Raw genomic sequence first — 14,648 nt, 5'->3', positions numbered from 1 at the left:
AGCTGGAGTTCCAGCGGATGGACGACGAGCTGACGCTGCCGCAGTGGCGCCCGGCCGGGCGCCGCGGAGCCGGAACGGGCCGCCGTGGCGGGCGAGCAGGGCCTGCGGATCGAGCTGACGCCGACGTTCGTGATCTCGACGGCGCTGGCGACCCGCGACCTGACGCCCGTGCATCACGATCCGGCGGTGGCGCGGGCGCAGGGCTCCGCGGACATCTTCCTCAACATCCTCACCACGATCGGCCTGGTCCAGCGGTACGCCCTCGAAAGCCGGCCGGACGCCCGCCTGGCGGGCATCGCCCTGCGGCTCGGCGTGCCCGCGTACGCGGGGGACACGCTGACCCTCACCGGCCGTACCGGCGACGGGGTGCTGGAGGTGCGCGGCGCGGTCGGCCTCGGCGACCACGTGGTGGCGACCGTACGGCTGAAGGAGCCCGCATGACGATCTCGGGACGCGCGGCGATCGCCGGCATCGGGGCGACGGAGTTCTCCAAGGAGTCGGGCCGTTCGGAGCTGCAACTCGCCGCCGAGGCGTGCGTCGCCGCCCTCAAGGACGCCGGGCTCACGCCGTCGGACGTCGACGGGATGGTGACGTTCACCCAGGACACGAACGCCGAGATCGCCGTCGCCCGCGAGCTGGGCGTCCCCGAGCTGCGCTTCTTCTCCCGCGTCGACTACGGCGGCGGCGCGGCCTGCGGCACGGTCGCGCACGCCGCGATGGCCGTGGCGACCGGGCAGGCGCGCACGGTCGTGTGCTACCGGGCGTTCAACGAGCGGTCCGGGCAGCGTTTCGGCCAGGCGACGATGGCCATGGCGCCCGGCACGACCGCGATGGAGTTCTCCTGGCACCTGCCGTTCGGCTTCGCCACGCCCGCCGCCTGGGTCGCCATGCAGGCGCGGCGCTACATGCACGACTACGGCGCGACCAGCGAGGACTTCGGGCGCGTCGCGGTCGCGATGCGGCGGCACGCGGCCACCAACCCCCGGGCGTGGTTCCACGAGCGGCCGATCACGCTGGAGGAGCACCAGGCGAGCCGCTGGGTGGTCGACCCGCTGCACCTGCTGGACTGCTGCCAGGAGTCCGACGGCGCGGTGGCGATCGTGGTGACCGGCGCCGACCGCGCCCGTGACCTCCCGCATCCGCCGGTGTCGATCACCGCCGCCGCACAGGGCTCGGGGCCGAACCAGATGATGATGTTCGGCTACTACGACACGGACCTGGCCGCGCTGCCCGCGATGGGGGTGGTGGGCCGCGCGCTGTGGGAGCGGTCCGGCCTGCGACCGGCGGACGTGCGGACCGCGATCCTGTACGACCACTTCACGCCGTTCGTGCTGATGCAGCTGGAGGAGCTGGGCTTTTGCGGCCGGGGCGAGGGCCGCGACTTCGTCGCGGACGGCGGCATCGAGCTCGACGGCCACCTGCCGGTCAACCCCAACGGCGGTCAGCTCGGCGAGGCGTACATCCACGGCATGAACGGCATCGCCGAGGCCGTCCGCCAGGTCCGCGGCACGTCGGTCAACCAGGTGCCGGACGTGTCGCACGTCCTGGTCACGGCGGGTACCGGTGTCCCGACGAGCGGCCTGATCCTGGGGCGCGCCGCCTGAACCGAGCGCCCGCGGGCGGCGGCGACCGGCCCCATGGCCAGTGAAACCAGTGGGCATACCGGCTAGCAGGAATGCCGGCACTGCCGCTGGCAGGCGCCCGGATTGGGGGGTGGCGCCGCTGACGTGGGGCATTCTGCGGGGGATTGTGGTGTTGTAAACGAAAGCGGCTACGAGCAAGGAAGGGAAAGTGACATGTGCCAGCACCGGCCCTCATGCCCCGCGGCGAACGCAGCCGATCACGCGGCGGCACGTGTCGTGGCGTCACACCCCGAGCAGGGCTGGTACCTGCTCTGCAACGGCGTCGTCATCTTCGACGACACCGGCGAACTCGCCCCCGACGGTCACACGACCGAGCCTCATCGTGCCCGGCCGCTCTCCCTGGCGGCCTGACCCCGGACTTTCGGCCGAAGGACCCCAGCTGGGCGCGTGACCCCGCACGCGAACCCCTCAAGGCGACTCCCCGATCCCCGACGGGGGAGTCGCGAGCAGGGCCGGCGGTTCCCCGCCGCACGGCCGCTTCCCCCGTGAGTGCGCCGGTCCACGGAGATCAACCCCCGGTGATCCGTGGGCCGGCGTTTCCTCATCCCTGTTCGGCGGCGATCTTCTCGGGCCGGTCGGCCAGCCCGTCCTCCATGATCTCGAAGACCTCGTCCACGACCTCGGAGAAGCGGTCGGTCTTGGCCACGCCCGCCGCGAGCACCTCGAAGGCGCTGTGGAACGCGCAGTTGGCCAGGCCCGCCATCACGTGCGGCCGCAGGTCGTCGGCCGGGTCGACGCCCATGCGTTCGGCGATGATCCGGGTGATCTCCGACTGCTTCTTCTGCCCGTGTTCCAGGCTGCGGCCGAACACGGCCGGGCTGCTCTCCATCATCTGCTGGATGCAGCCGAACCGGTCCGGGTCGAAGCCGTACTGGCCGTCCTCGCAGGCGCGGATCACCGAGACCGCGGCGTTGCGCAGCGCGGTCAGCACCGGCTCGGAGGCCGGGCGGGAGGACAGTGCCTCCAGCATCGTGACGAACTGCTCTTCCTGGAACGTCAGGACGACGTCCTCTTTCGACGCGAAGTAGCGGAAGAAGGTCCGCGACGAGACATCGACCTCGTCGGCGATCTCCTCGACCGTCGTCGCCTCGAAGCCCTTCTCCTGGAAGAGCCGGAACGCCGCGTCGACCAGTGCCTCACGGGTGCGCTGCTTCTTGCGCTCACGCCGACCGGCCATGGGCGTCACACAGCTGCCTTGCACCACGGTCGCCTCCATGTCCGCAGGGTAACGGACGCCGTTCACTTAGCCAAGACCACTTTTCGCGCTGTGACAGTAGTCATAGCGCGACTTTAGTCGCTTGACGACATGTGTCACAGCATGACAGGTTTGGGCAATCTCGAACTTCACGGAGGCAAGTTCATGTCCCAAGCGACACTCGCGCCGCACGCGGGCGCGCGGGAGAAACCGCGCCGCGTCGGCCACGGCCATCCCTGGCTGACACTCTTCGCCGTCGCGCTCGGCGTGATGATGGTGGGCCTGGACGCGACGGTCGTGTCCATCGCCAACCCCGCGATCGCCAACGACCTGCACGCCGACCTGGCCGGTCTGCAGTGGGTCACCAACGGTTACCTGCTCGCCCTCGCCGTCACGCTGATCCCGGCGGGGAAGATCGCCGACCGGTTCGGCCGCAAGAAGACGTTCCTGGCCGGTGTGATCGGGTTCGCCGTGGCGTCCGTTCTGGTGGGCGCGTCGGGCGGCATCGGCATGGTCATCTTCTGGCGCGTCATCCAGGGCATCGCGGGCGCGCTGCTCCAGCCGGCCAGCCTCGCCCTCATCCGCAACACCTTCCCCCCGCAGCGGCTCAACGCCGCGATCGGCATCTGGGGCGCCACCGTCGGCATCTCCATCGCCGGCGGCCCGATCGTCGGCGGGCTGCTCGTCCAGCACGTCAACTGGGAGTCGGTCTTCTTCCTCAACGCACCGCTCGGCCTGATCGCCCTGCTCGTGGGCCTGTGGGTGATCCGCGAGTCGCGGGACGAGGACGCGCACGGGTCCTTCGACATCTCCGGGGTCGCGCTGCTGTCGGCGTCCCTGTTCGCCCTGGTCTGGGGCTTGATCAAGGCCGGCACGTACGGGTTCGGGGACCCGGTCCCGCTGTGGTCGTTCGCCGCGTTCGCGGTGCTGCTCGCCGGATTCGTCGTCCGCGAGCTGATGGCCGCGCATCCCGTGCTGCCGCTGAAGCTGTTCCGCTCGGTCTCGCTGTCGGCCGCGACGGGGCTGCTCCTGCTCGGCACCTTCGCCCTGTTCGGCACGATCTTCTTCATCACGCTGTACCTCCAGCAGGTGCACGGCATGAGCCCGGTCTCCGCCGGCGTGCGGATGCTGCCGATGACCGGCATCTTCATCGTGTCCTCGCCGCTCGGCGGCGCGCTGACGCAGCGCTTCGGCCCGCGCGTGCCGCTGATCCTCGGCATGGTCTTCACCGCCGTGGCGATGTTCGGCCTGTCGCGGATCGGGGTGGACGCCTCGTACAACGCGATCTGGCCGTGGTTCATCCTCATCGGCCTGGCGTTCGGCTTCATCATGACCGCCGGCACCGAGGCGATCGTCGGCAACGCGCCCGTACAGCTCGCCGGCGTCGCGGGCGGCCTCCAGCAGACCGCGTTCCAGATCGGCGGCGTGCTGGGCACCTCGGTCCTCGGCACGATCCTGTCCACGCGCGTGGGCAACGTCCTGATGGACCGGCTGACCGGGGCGGGCCTGCCCGCGCCGGCCGCGCAGCAGCTCGCGGGGGCCAAGGACTACATCGCCCAGGGCGTCGCGCCGGTACCGCCCGGCACGCCAGGGCCGGCCGCGAAGGCCATCACCACCGGCAGCCACCTGGCGTTCATGGACGGCTTCCAGACCTCCATGGCCGTGGCCGCCGCGGTCGCCCTCGCGGCGGCCGTCGCCGCGCTGCTCGTGCGGCGCGGTGAGAACTCGGTCGAGGGAACCGTCGCCATCTGACGGCGCGGGGCGGGCGGAGGGGGGCCTCCGCCCGCCCCTTCCACAGCGAAGGAGCAGGAGCCATGTCCATGGACGCCGACATCGCGCCGGACGCGACGCCACTGCCGGAGAGCGGCTGGGAGCTGCACGTCGTACGGGGGAGCGGGGACCGCCCCGCGCTGGAGGTGCACACCGGCGACGGCCTGATCGACGTCGCCGTCGCGGGCGGCCCCGGAGCCGTGCTCGTGCGCGGCGCCGTACGCGGGCGGGGGTTCTCGGTGGCGTGGGGGCAGCTCCCGCCCGGCGGAGAGGTCCTCGTGGAGTTCCGCGCGGGGAGCACGTCGCGCAAGGTCACCGCCGTGACCGTCGCGGGCGCCTTCTGGGCGGCCGAGGTGCCGGGCCGGTTCCGCGAGGTCGTCGTGACGACGGCCGTCGACCGCGAGGCGTACCGCCTGCACCGGTTCCGTGAGCGCCGGGGTGACCGGCGGGTGACAGCGGCCTGACCTCCAGGCCGTTGTCAGAAAACTCTCAGCCGATCGCCCTAGGCTTCCGCCGTGCCCTCGCTTCTCAGACGTTTCCCTCTGCCCATCCTTTTCATCGTTGCGCTGTGCTCCGTCTCGTCGGTGTACGCCTACGGGCTCGAACCGTCTGACCAGCGATCATTCATCGCCTCGACGGCGACGAACCTCGTGAACCTGCGGACCGACCCGCTCGGCACGCTCATCGCCTCGGCCTTCGTGTCCGAGGCCACGCCGTGGATCTGGATCGGCTTCGGGATCGTCGGCCTGTTCCCGCTGGTCCACCGCTTCGGCAACCTGCGGGCCCTGCTTCTCGTCGGGTCCGCGCAGGTCATCGGCACGGTGATCAGCGAAGGCCTGCTGGCCTGGCAGATCTCGACCGGGGCGGCGCCGGGGTCGCTGCGCTTCCTCGACGACGTCGGTCCCTCCTACGTCATCGCCTCCGGCCTGATCGCCACGATCCTGTACGGCCCCGAGCCCGCGGTGCGGACCGCCCGGCACGGGCACTGGCTGTTCGACCGCATCGCGAGCCGCTGGTGGCGCCTCGGAGCCTTCGCGGGCCTGGCGCTGCTGGCACCCCACCTGTTCGGCGGGCTGAACCATCTGGACGTCGCCGCCGTCGGCCACCTGGTCGCCCTCATCACCGGTGCGGCGGTCGGGTTCCTCCTCACGCGCTTCGAGCCCGTCCGCCACCCGGCGCGGCGGGAGCAGGGCGACGAGCATGCCCGGCACCATGCCGGCGGCCGTGAGGAGCACGGCGGCACGGCCTCCGTCGGCGATCGAGGAGCGCAGCGCCGGTCCGGGCGATCCGCCGACGCCGGCGTTGGCGATCGCGACGAGCACCGCGAGACCGATGGCGTTGCCGAGGTTGAGTGTTGTTGAGGCCATGCCGGAGGCGACGCCGTGCTCGCGCGGGTCGACTCCGGCCGCCGCGGCGATCCACATGGCGGTCCAGGTGACCCCCTGGCCCAGGCCCGAGATCACCAGCCCCGGGACGAGCACCGCGTAGCCACTGCCCTCGTGAAAGCCGAGCGCGAGCACGACGCTGCCGACCGCCCCGGTGAGGAAGCCGCCCAAGAGCGTGGCACGGGTCCCGAGACGAGTCGAGAGGCGCTCGCCGAGCTGGGTGCCGGTGGCGATCGCCAGCGAGGGCGCGAGGAAGGCGAGCCCGGTCCGCAGCGCGCTGAAGCCGTGCACCGTCTGCAGCAGCACGGTCAGGAAGTACGGCAGGGTGCCGAACGTCGCCATGTAGAGGAACGTGACCGTGATTCCGGCGATGAGGCTCCGGTTGCCGAAGAGCCGGGGCGGCATCAGCGGGTCGGAGCTTCGCAGCTCGATGGCCGCGAAGGCGGCCAGCAGCAGCGCCGCCAGGACCCCGGCGGCGATGATCACCGGAGACCCCCAGCCGATCTCCGGCCCCTGGACGAGGCCGAACACCAGCAGCGTCGCGCCACCGGTCACCGTCAGCGCACCGGGCAGGTCGAACCGGCGGCCCTCCCGGCGCCTGCCGTCACGCGGGATGACGCCGAGCGCGGCCACCGCGACGAGACCGGCGAGCGGCACGTTGACGAAGAAGACGGCGGGCCAGCCGAAGGCCTGCGTGAGGACGCCGCCGAGCAGGGCGCCGACGGTGAGACCACTGGCCCCGGCACCGCCCCACACGGCGAGGGCCCGATTCCGCCGCGGTCCTTCGGCGAAGAGCGTGTTGATCAGCGAGAGGGTCGAGGGCAGCAGGAGCGCTCCGCCGATGCCCTGGGCCGCGCGGGCGACCACGAGGACCGCCGGCGCCCCCGCGAGCCCGCCGGCGAGTGAGGACACGGCGTAGATCGTGAGGGCGAGCACGAACATCCGGCGGCGGCCGAGCAGGTCGGCCGCGCGCCCGCCCAGAAGCAGGAACCCTCCCGCGCATACGACGTAGGCGCTGACGACCCACTGCTGGGTCTGGCCCGAAAGGCCCAGGTCGGCGCCGATGTCCGGCAGCGCGACGAACACGATGTTGAGATCGAGCGAGAAGATCAGTTGCGCCAGCGCCAGCAGGGCCAGACTCCAGCCCGGCCGCGTGCGGCCACGCGAATCCTCGTCCGACGGCAAAGACGTCTCGGTCATCCGTCACCCCTTCAGTACGACTGTACGCATATGCACGTACAGTACGTATATGCGTCAACTGACGTAATGTGCGGGTATTCGGCGAAGTCGTCGCCCAGCCGGTGGCGGACAGACGACGAGGGTGCACAAGGGGGTACCGCAGTACCGGCACCGCTCATCCGGACCATCGATCGGCGTCGCTGTTCGGCAGTCATCGGCCGGGTATCACCGTGCGGCCATCGGCGCGGACCCACGCGATCGGAGTCTGATCTGCTGGTGCGCTGCAAGCCCGGCCGGGTCGTTTCTCCCGGCCGGCCGACGAGATCACACTGGTCTGGAGATCATGCCGGGACTGACCCTCCGTTGAGGCGGCGAGCCTAGCGGGGTCGGCGTGCGAGCAGCGGCACGAACAAGACCAGGGCGGCGGCCTGCGTGGCCAGGGTGAAGAGGGCGACGGCGGCGATGGAGTGGCCGTACAGGGCGCCGATGAGGGTGGAGCCGACCAGCCAGGCCAGGCCGTAGACGGCGGTGAAGACGCCGTAGGCGGCGCCGCGGCGGGTGGCGGGGACCAGGTCGGCGACGGCGGCGCGGAGGGTGGATTCGTGGATGCCCATCGCCGCGCCCCACACGATCGCTCCCAGCCACACCAGCGCGGGGTCGGTGGTGAAAGACAGGAAGGGCACGGCGGCCGTCAGGGGCAGGGCGATGACCAGGCCGCGTAGGCCGAAGCGATCGTACAGACATCCGGAGGCGAGGGCCGCGAGGGCGGCGGCGCCCATCGCGGCGGCGTAGGTGATGGGGATCAGATCGTCGGCCAGCACATGGCGGGTCTGGAGATGGTAGGAGAGCACGCCGAAGGTGGCGGACCCGGCCATCGAGACGGCGGTGAACGTCGCGTACAGCCAGAACCGGACCGGCAACCGTCCCTCGGCGGTGGCGGAGGCGCTGCCCGGGTCGAGGTGCACTGCCTCGTAGGCGGCGGGCCTGGGGACCGCCCGCCGCAGCCAAGTCAGGGTCAGCAGGGCCACTGCGCCGGGCACGGCCAGGACGGCGAACCCGAGCCGGTATCCCGAGGCGGCGATCATCGCGGCGACCAGCAGGGGTCCGAGCAGGGCGCCGGACTGGTCCAGCGACTCGTGCAGGGCGAACGCCTTGCCGCGGCCGGTGGTGGTACTGGCCTGGGCGAGCATGGTGTCCCGGGCCGGGGTGCGCACCGCCTTGCCGAATCGCTCAGTGACCACCAGAGCGGCAGCCGGCCATAGCGCGCTGGTGAGCGCCATGAGCGGCACGGCGACCACCGTCATCGTGTACCCGGCGATCGACAGCCCCCAGTGCCGCCCGGTGCGGTCCGAAAGGCGCCCGGTGAACAGGCGGAAGACCAAGGCGACCGCCTCGCCGAAGCCGGTGACGAAGCCGACCACGGTGGCCGAGGCGCCCAGCGTGGCCAGATACGGGCCGGTGATCGCACGGGCGCCCTCGTAGACGAAGTCCGCCAGCATGCTGACCACGCCGAAGGCCAGCACGAACCGGATGGGAGCGAGCTGGTTCGGCCCTGCCGAGGTCGTCGCTCTCTGGCCTGTTCTATCGACCGTCATATTCTGAGAATAACGGTCGTTATATCAGCGTGTGCGAGTCAGGGCCGGTCCAGCTCCGCGGCGTAGATCCGCTCGGCGAAAGCCTCCAACGCAGTCGTGCACTCCGCCAGGGCCTGCTCTGCCTCGTCGCGGCGGGCGGCGCCGAGCCGATCGCGTGCGCGGACCTTGTCGTACCAGGTCTTGAGCTTGGCCAGGTCTTCGTCGTTCTCCTCCAGCTCGGCGTAGGTGAAGTGCTCTGCGGCCGTCTCGTCGGCGATCTCCTGCAAAAAGTCCTGGCAACGGGCGATCACCTCGGTGTACTCCTCATCCCGGGCCGCGTTGAACGCCGCGATCACTTCGTCCTGCCCGGCCAGTGCCTCAGCCTTCAGCACCTGGGCCGAGCCGCCCATCTCACCGATGTCGTTGCGCAGCACCCGCAGCGCCCGCTCACCCTCCACCGAGGCAGGCAACACCGCCACCGAGTTCTGCAGGTACACCGCCCCCAGGGCCTTCAGCCGCCGCCACACCCCCGCCCGCAGCCGGGTCGGCTCGGTGGGAATCCGGTACACCAGCAGCAGCCATTCGATCGCATCCGCCATACCTGCCAGTCTTCCCGGTCACCGTTATCCTCCGTGCCGAGTGCGCCGGTCGCGAAGGGAGGCGGCAGATGTTCGCCAGTACGCGTACGTACACTCGACAGGTGATCCCTCAGCACCCCGAGCTCCATCAGATCCGGCTGGAGAACGTCCTCACGGCCTTGGGGAACCCGCTGCGGCTGAAGATCGTCCGCGCACTGGCCGCAGGAGGGGAGCAGTCCTGCGGGGCGATCCTGGAGGGCGTGTCCAAGTCGACGCTCACGCGCCACTGGAAGGTCCTGCGCGACAGCGGGATCATCTGGCAGCGCCCCTACGGCCGGGAGAACCTGCTGTCCCTGCGCCACGACGACCTCGATGCCCGCTTCCCGGGCCTTCTCGACGCCCTGCTGGCCGCCGCCGAGATCAACGCCGCGGACGCCGAGTTCTAAGCTGCCGGGGTGTCCCTGTTCTTCCGGCGGTTCGCGGTGCCGGTCGTCTTCGTCGCCGTGTTGTGCGCCGTCTCCGCGGTGTACACCTACGCGCTGCGGCCGGCCGGGCAGCGGTCGCTGGTGGCAGCGACCGCGACCAACCTCGCGAACCTCCGGTCGGACCCCATCGGCGCGCTCGTCGCGTCGGCGTTCGTCTCCGAGAGCGGGCCGTGGGTGTGGCCGGCCTTCGCGGTCGTGGGGCTGTTCCCCTTGGTCCACCGCTTCGGCAACCTGCGTGCGCTGCTGCTCGTCGGGGCGGCGCACGTCATCGGCACGCTGGTCAGCGAGGGGGTGCTGGCGTGGCGCATCTCGACCGGCGCGGAACCGGCGTCGCTGCGCCTCCTCGACGACGTCGGCCCGTCGTACGTGATCACCGCCGCGCTGCTCGGCACGCTCCTGTACGGTTCCGCGTCGACCGCCGGGGCCTGGCGGGTGTTCGCGGCGAGCGGCTGGTGGCGGCTCGCCGCGGCCGTGGCCCTGGGCGCGCTCGCGCCCTACATCTTCGCGGGGCTGGGCCGGCTCGACGTCGCGGCGGTCGGCCACGTCGTCGCGATGGTCACCGGCGCGGTCGTCGGACTCCTCCTCCCGCGCCCGCCGGCTCAGCTGATCGCTACGGAGCGGGCGTCTCCTCGTCGAGGGCTGCCAGACGCTCGGTGAGGTCGTCGGCGAACCGGCCGAGAAGACGGCCGAAGTCCTGCCGGTCCTGGGCGGGCCAGCCGGCGAGGACGTCGGTGAACAGGCCGAGGACGGTCCGCAGGTAGCGCTCGGCCGCCGCCGTTCCCTCCGGGGTCAGCTCGATCAGACGGGCCCGCTGGTCGTCCGGGTCGGTGGCACGGCGTGCCAGCCCCCGCCGCTCCAGCTCGTTCATCTGCCGGGTGACGTGGGGGCCGACGACCTGCATGCGTTCGGCGATCTCGCCGACCCGCAGCGGCCGGGCGGTCATCTTCAGCGTGACCAGCACCGACATCGCCGGCCGGTCCAGGTCGAGGCCGACCTGCTCCATGGCCCGTGCGACCAGGCCACTGCGGTTGAGCACGTTGCCGAGCTGTGTCAGGCGCGGGAACACGGCCATGAGGTCGAGGTCGGGGCCGTCGTCGCCGGCGGATCGGGTGGTGTCCATCACATCCTCAATTAAATACCTAAGTTAGGTATATAGTTGCGTCAGGTGTCGCGGTGGCCGACGGTTCACCGCGCCACCAATAAGGATACCTAAGGTAGCTATATAGTCGTCCTCTCCTCACGGGACGGCTGGACAGGAGCACACAATGAGCCGTTCACCGCGAGGCACGGTCCTCATCTCCGGTGCAAGCATCGCAGGCCCCGCGCTCGCCTTCTGGCTCGACCGGTACGGATTCCAGGTCACGGTCGTGGAGAAGGCGAAGGCGCTGCGCGGCGGCGGTTACCCCATCGACATCCGCGGCACCGCGCTGGAGGTCGTCCGGCGCATGGGCCTGCTCCCGCAGCTCCGGGCCGCCCACGTCGCCACCCAGAAGCTCACCTTTCTCGACTCCGGCGGCGGCCTGATCGCCTCCCTCCGGCCCGAGGTGCTCATCGGCGGCGTCGAAGGCCGCGACCTGGAGGTACGCCGCGGGGATCTCGCCGAGATCCTCTACCACGCCGTCCGCGACGACGTGGAGTTCCTCTTCAACGACTCAATCGCCACGCTCGACGACCACGAGGGCGGCGTGGACGTGACCTTCCAGGGCGGAGCCCGGCGCACCTTCGACCTCGTCGTCGGCGCCGACGGCCTGCACTCCAACACCAGAGGTCTCATCTTCGGGCCCGAGAAGCAGTTCCACCGCTACCTCGGCTACTGCTTCGCCGGGTTCACCATGCGCAACGACTTCGGCCTGTCCCACGAGGGCCTCCTGTGGAGCGTCCCGGGCCGGGGCGCGGCCCTCTACGCCGTCGGCGACGGCGACGAGCTGCACGGCTTCTTGAGCTTCACCCGCTCCGAGCCCCCCTTCGACGCCTTCCGGGACCCCGCCGCGCAGCGCGAGCTGGTCGCCTCGATCTTCGCCGGCGACGAGTGGGAGATCCCGCGCATGACCGCGGCCATGCGTACCGCCGACGACCTGTTCTTCGACGTCGTCAGCCAGATCCACATGCCCCGATGGTCCGCCGGGCGGGTCGCGCTCGTCGGCGACGCCGCCTACGCGCCCTCGTTCCTCACCGGGCAGGGATCGAGCATCGCGCTGGTCGGGGCGTACGTGCTCGCCGGCCAGCTCGCCACCAGGCCCGGCCACGCGGCGGCGTTCGGCGCGTACGAGGACGGCGTACGCGAGTTCGTGGAGATGAACCAGGCGCTCGTCGGCGAAGGCGACGCCGCCCTCTTTCCCGGCACCGCCGAGGCCCTGGCCCGGCGCAACGAGGCGCTGCGGGGGCTCACCTCTCTGCCCGCCGGCACCGACCGCCCCCAGTACTCGGCGCTCACCCTGCCCACCTTCGCCGCGGCGATGTGACGCGGGGCGGGTCACCCATCAGTGGCCTCGAACGGCAGGCGCGACAGACCGGACGTCATGTACGTTCTTGGCGTGGATCGCCAGATTCCCGACTCGCGCCGGGCCGCCCATCGATGACGGCCACGCGCACGCAGGTCGCGGTCGTGGGCGCCGGTCCGGCCGGGCTCACGGTGGCCAACCTCCTGCGCGCCGCCGGGATCGACTGCGTGCTCATCGAGGAGCGGAGCCGCGCCTTCATCGAACAGCGGCCACGGGCCGGGTTCATCGAGGAGTGGGCGGTGCGCGCGCTCGAACGCCACGGCCTCGCCGACCGGCTGCTCCAGAGGGCGCAGACGCAGGACACCTTCGAGTTCCGCGTCGACGGGGTGCGGCACATCGTGCGGTACGGCGAACTGTCCGGCCAACGCCATTTCGTCTACCCGCAGCAGAACCTGGTCACGGACCTGGTCGCGCACTACGCCGACGGCGGCGGCGACGCCCGGTTCGAGGTGCGGAACGTACGGCTGCACGACCTGGAGACCGAGCGGCCCGCGGTGACGTACGAGGACGAGGACGGGCGGCCGTACCGGATCGAGTGCGACTTCGTGGCGGGCTGCGACGGCGCCCGGGGAGTCTCGCGGGGGCACCTCGCCGCGGCCGGGCGGTTCTTCGCCTCGCACGACTACGGCATCGGGTGGCTCGCCCTGCTGGCCGAGGCGCCGCCGTCCGGGCCGGGGGTCATCTTCGGCATCCACGAGCGGGGGTTCGCCGCCCACATGGCGCGCAGCCCGCAGGTCACGCGCTTCTACCTCCAGTGCCCGCCCGGCGATCGGGAGGAGAACTGGCCCGAGGAACGCGTGCACGAGGAGCTGCGGAGCCGGCTGACCATCCCGGACGGCGAGATCCGCCTCGGCCCGCTGATCGAGCGGCGCGTGCTGGAGATGCGCAACTACGTCGTGGAGCCCATGTCGTACGGCCGCCTCCATCTGGCGGGGGAGTCGGCCCACCTCGTCGCGCCCATCGCGGCCAAGGGCATGAACCTCGCCCTGCACGACGCGCTGCTGCTCGCCACCGCCATCGTCGCGCACTACGACGGCGACGACACGAAGCTGGCCGGCTACTCGGATGCCTGCCTGCGCCGGGTGTGGCAGTACCAGGAGTTCTCCCAGTGGCTCTCGGAGATCTTCCACGGGTACGGCGCGGGCTCGCCGGCCAACCTGTTCCACACGCGCCTGGCGCAGGCGCGTCTGCGGCGGCTGCTGAAGTCGAAGGCGGCCGCGACGGCGTTCGCGGACATGTACGTCGGCAAGCACGCCGACTTCTGAGGTAAGCGTCGCCGCGCGCCCGGGAGAACCGGTCGCCGGGGCGGGGCGGCGAGTCTGGGGCGGATGAACCGCGCCCCGACGATCGACGCCGCGCTGGTCCGGCGGCTCGTACGGGCGCAGTTTCCCCGGTGGGCAGGCCTGCCCGTACGCCGGGTGGCCCACGACGGCTGGGACAACCGTACGTTCCGTCTCGGCGACACGATGACCGTGCGGCTGCCCAGCGCCGAGGGGCATGCCGCAGGTCGACAAGGAGCACACCTGGCTGCCGAGGCTGGCGCCGCAGCTGCCGCTGCCGAATCCCCGTCCCTCTGGCCCGGGGGTGCCCGCCGAGGGATACCCGTTCCCCTGGTCCGTCCGTGAGTGGATCGACGGCGACACCGCGTCGGCGACCCGGTCGTCTTCGCCACCGACGTCGCCGCGTTCCTCACCGCCCTGCGGAAGGCCGACCCCACGGGCGGGCCGCCCGCCGGCCGGCACAACTTCTTTCGCGGCGGGCCGCCAGGCACCTACGACGCGGAGACCCGCGAGGCGATCGACGCGTTGAAGGACCGGATACCGGCCGGCACGGTGACGGAGATCTGGGAGACGGCGTTGCGCTCCGGCCGGGCGGAGCGCCCGGTCTGGTTCCACGGCGACGTGGCCACCGGCAACCTGCTGGTCAGAGACGGCAGGCTGGCCGCGGTCATCGACTTCGGCACCTCGGGCGTCGGCGACCCGGCCTGTGACGTGGCGATCGCGTGGAAACTGCCGACGGTCGAGAGCCGCCAGGCGTTCCGCGAGGCACTGGCGGTCGACCCGGCGACGCGGGCGCGCGGCCGGGGGCGGGCCCTGTGGAAGGCGTTGATCACACTGGCCGGAGCCGACGACCCGAACCGGCTCGCCACCGAACGGCAGACACTCCAGACGATCCTCACCGAGTACGCACGACCGAGCGAGCCCGAGGCGGACGGAGGCCGCAGGACCTAAGGCGTGTTTCGAGGTCCCGCCCTCCGGGACGCTCCCCGCCCTCCCAGACACTCCCCGCCCTCCCAGACACTCCCCGCCCTCCCAGACACTCCCCGCCCTCCCAGGGG

At 71.5% G+C, this 14,648-nt stretch carries 15 protein-coding genes and 2 pseudogenes; 12 read left to right on the top strand and 5 right to left on the bottom strand.

Annotation, left to right across the window (positions count from 1 at the left end; all coding sequences use genetic code 11):
* The first annotated feature begins 84 nt into the window (after positions 1–84).
* The 3 genes from ACFFNX_RS24215 (at position 85) to ACFFNX_RS24205 (ending at position 1,994) form a co-directional block, all read left to right on the top strand.
* Positions 85–441: a hotdog family protein gene (locus ACFFNX_RS24215; RefSeq protein WP_378206501.1), complete on the top strand. Its 357-nt coding sequence runs from the start codon at positions 85–87 to the stop codon at positions 439–441.
* Positions 438–1,604 (top strand): lipid-transfer protein, encoded by a 1,167-nt coding sequence (locus ACFFNX_RS24210; protein WP_378206498.1) that lies wholly within the window; start codon positions 438–440, stop codon positions 1,602–1,604. The genes ACFFNX_RS24215 and ACFFNX_RS24210 overlap by 4 nt, the downstream gene beginning before the upstream one ends.
* Before the next feature lie 192 nt (positions 1,605–1,796).
* Positions 1,797–1,994, top strand: coding sequence for a DUF5999 family protein (locus ACFFNX_RS24205; RefSeq protein WP_378206494.1), 198 nt, complete (start codon positions 1,797–1,799; stop codon positions 1,992–1,994).
* A gap of 190 nt (positions 1,995–2,184) precedes the next feature.
* Here ACFFNX_RS24205 and ACFFNX_RS24200 read toward each other — a convergent pair whose 3' ends face one another.
* Complete coding sequence (locus ACFFNX_RS24200; RefSeq protein WP_378206491.1) at positions 2,185–2,859, bottom strand: TetR family transcriptional regulator; 675 nt, start codon at positions 2,857–2,859, stop codon at positions 2,185–2,187.
* Positions 2,860–3,003: 144 nt separating this feature from the next.
* On the opposite strand from ACFFNX_RS24200, the gene ACFFNX_RS24195 reads away from it, so the two are divergent.
* From ACFFNX_RS24195 to ACFFNX_RS24185, 3 genes and pseudogenes are all read left to right on the top strand, one after another.
* The gene (locus tag ACFFNX_RS24195; protein ID WP_378206488.1) at positions 3,004–4,590 is read left to right on the top strand and encodes an MFS transporter; all 1,587 of its coding nucleotides are present in this window, start codon (positions 3,004–3,006) and stop codon (positions 4,588–4,590) included.
* A gap of 62 nt (positions 4,591–4,652) precedes the next feature.
* On the top strand, positions 4,653–5,072 hold the full coding sequence (locus ACFFNX_RS24190) for a hypothetical protein (protein WP_378206486.1): 420 nt from the start codon (positions 4,653–4,655) through the stop codon (positions 5,070–5,072).
* A 51-nt stretch (positions 5,073–5,123) separates the two neighbouring features.
* A pseudogene (locus ACFFNX_RS24185) lies at positions 5,124–5,495 on the top strand (rhomboid-like protein); the annotation flags it as partial.
* A gap of 267 nt (positions 5,496–5,762) precedes the next feature.
* On the opposite strand, the pseudogene ACFFNX_RS24180 reads toward ACFFNX_RS24185, so the two are convergent.
* From ACFFNX_RS24180 to ACFFNX_RS24170, 3 genes and pseudogenes are all read right to left on the bottom strand, one after another.
* A pseudogene (locus tag ACFFNX_RS24180) lies at positions 5,763–7,193 on the bottom strand (MFS transporter); the annotation flags it as partial.
* Positions 7,194–7,549: 356 nt separating this feature from the next.
* Positions 7,550–8,767 (bottom strand): MFS transporter, encoded by a 1,218-nt coding sequence (locus ACFFNX_RS24175; protein ID WP_378206483.1) that lies wholly within the window; start codon positions 8,765–8,767, stop codon positions 7,550–7,552.
* Positions 8,768–8,805: 38 nt separating this feature from the next.
* Positions 8,806–9,345 carry a Chromate resistance protein ChrB gene (locus tag ACFFNX_RS24170; RefSeq protein WP_378206480.1) on the bottom strand — a complete coding sequence of 180 codons (540 nt, stop codon included), beginning with the start codon at positions 9,343–9,345 and terminating at the stop codon, positions 8,806–8,808.
* 101 nt (positions 9,346–9,446) lie between these two features.
* On the opposite strand from ACFFNX_RS24170, the gene ACFFNX_RS24165 reads away from it, so the two are divergent.
* Both ACFFNX_RS24165 and ACFFNX_RS24160 read left to right on the top strand, forming a co-directional pair.
* Entirely contained in the window at positions 9,447–9,770 is a 324-nt protein-coding gene (locus ACFFNX_RS24165) for an ArsR/SmtB family transcription factor (protein WP_378206477.1), read from the top strand.
* Positions 9,771–9,779: 9 nt separating this feature from the next.
* Positions 9,780–10,466, top strand: coding sequence for a rhomboid-like protein (locus tag ACFFNX_RS24160; RefSeq protein ID WP_378206474.1), 687 nt, complete (start codon positions 9,780–9,782; stop codon positions 10,464–10,466).
* Here the strand turns inward: ACFFNX_RS24160 and ACFFNX_RS24155 are convergent.
* Positions 10,420–10,929: a MarR family winged helix-turn-helix transcriptional regulator gene (locus ACFFNX_RS24155; protein ID WP_378206472.1), complete on the bottom strand. Its 510-nt coding sequence runs from the start codon at positions 10,927–10,929 to the stop codon at positions 10,420–10,422. The genes ACFFNX_RS24160 and ACFFNX_RS24155 overlap by 47 nt on opposite strands.
* 145 nt (positions 10,930–11,074) lie before the next feature.
* Here ACFFNX_RS24155 and ACFFNX_RS24150 point away from each other — a divergent pair, with 145 nt between their 5' ends.
* The 4 genes from ACFFNX_RS24150 to ACFFNX_RS24135 all read left to right on the top strand — a co-directional run bounded on the left by ACFFNX_RS24150 (position 11,075) and on the right by ACFFNX_RS24135 (position 14,541).
* The gene (locus tag ACFFNX_RS24150) at positions 11,075–12,271 is read left to right on the top strand and encodes an FAD-dependent monooxygenase (protein WP_378206469.1); all 1,197 of its coding nucleotides are present in this window, start codon (positions 11,075–11,077) and stop codon (positions 12,269–12,271) included.
* Positions 12,272–12,384: 113 nt separating this feature from the next.
* Positions 12,385–13,575 (top strand): 4-hydroxybenzoate 3-monooxygenase, encoded by a 1,191-nt coding sequence (locus ACFFNX_RS24145; RefSeq protein WP_378206466.1) that lies wholly within the window; start codon positions 12,385–12,387, stop codon positions 13,573–13,575.
* Between the two features lie 63 nt (positions 13,576–13,638).
* Entirely contained in the window at positions 13,639–13,935 is a 297-nt protein-coding gene (locus ACFFNX_RS24140; protein WP_378206504.1) for a hypothetical protein, read from the top strand.
* On the top strand, positions 13,936–14,541 hold the full coding sequence (locus tag ACFFNX_RS24135; RefSeq protein ID WP_446678523.1) for a phosphotransferase: 606 nt from the start codon (positions 13,936–13,938) through the stop codon (positions 14,539–14,541). It begins immediately after the preceding gene.
* Positions 14,542–14,648: the final 107 nt, after the last annotated feature.

Source organism: Actinoallomurus acaciae, from assembly GCF_042429965.1.
Taxonomy (GTDB): Bacteria; Actinomycetota; Actinomycetes; order Streptosporangiales; family Streptosporangiaceae; genus Actinoallomurus; species Actinoallomurus acaciae.
The sequence above is the reverse complement of the archived record's forward strand: the minus strand, read 5'-3'. Positions and strand labels throughout refer to the sequence as shown.

What these genes read in the sequence shown, in the direction of transcription:
- ACFFNX_RS24210 (WP_378206498.1), top strand. Translation starts at nt 438, where the DNA reads ATGACGATCTCGGGACGCGCGGCGATCGCCGGCATCGGGGCGACGGAG.
- ACFFNX_RS24205 (WP_378206494.1), top strand. Translation starts at nt 1,797, where the DNA reads ATGTGCCAGCACCGGCCCTCATGCCCCGCGGCGAACGCAGCCGATCAC.
- ACFFNX_RS24200 (WP_378206491.1), bottom strand. Translation starts at nt 2,859, where the DNA reads ATGGAGGCGACCGTGGTGCAAGGCAGCTGTGTGACGCCCATGGCCGGT.
- ACFFNX_RS24195 (WP_378206488.1), top strand. Translation starts at nt 3,004, where the DNA reads ATGTCCCAAGCGACACTCGCGCCGCACGCGGGCGCGCGGGAGAAACCG.
- ACFFNX_RS24190 (WP_378206486.1), top strand. Translation starts at nt 4,653, where the DNA reads ATGTCCATGGACGCCGACATCGCGCCGGACGCGACGCCACTGCCGGAG.
- ACFFNX_RS24175 (WP_378206483.1), bottom strand. Translation starts at nt 8,767, where the DNA reads ATGACGGTCGATAGAACAGGCCAGAGAGCGACGACCTCGGCAGGGCCG.
- ACFFNX_RS24170 (WP_378206480.1), bottom strand. Translation starts at nt 9,345, where the DNA reads ATGGCGGATGCGATCGAATGGCTGCTGCTGGTGTACCGGATTCCCACC.
- ACFFNX_RS24155 (WP_378206472.1), bottom strand. Translation starts at nt 10,929, where the DNA reads ATGGACACCACCCGATCCGCCGGCGACGACGGCCCCGACCTCGACCTC.
- ACFFNX_RS24150 (WP_378206469.1), top strand. Translation starts at nt 11,075, where the DNA reads ATGAGCCGTTCACCGCGAGGCACGGTCCTCATCTCCGGTGCAAGCATC.
- ACFFNX_RS24145 (WP_378206466.1), top strand. Translation starts at nt 12,385, where the DNA reads ATGACGGCCACGCGCACGCAGGTCGCGGTCGTGGGCGCCGGTCCGGCC.
- ACFFNX_RS24140 (WP_378206504.1), top strand. Translation starts at nt 13,639, where the DNA reads ATGAACCGCGCCCCGACGATCGACGCCGCGCTGGTCCGGCGGCTCGTA.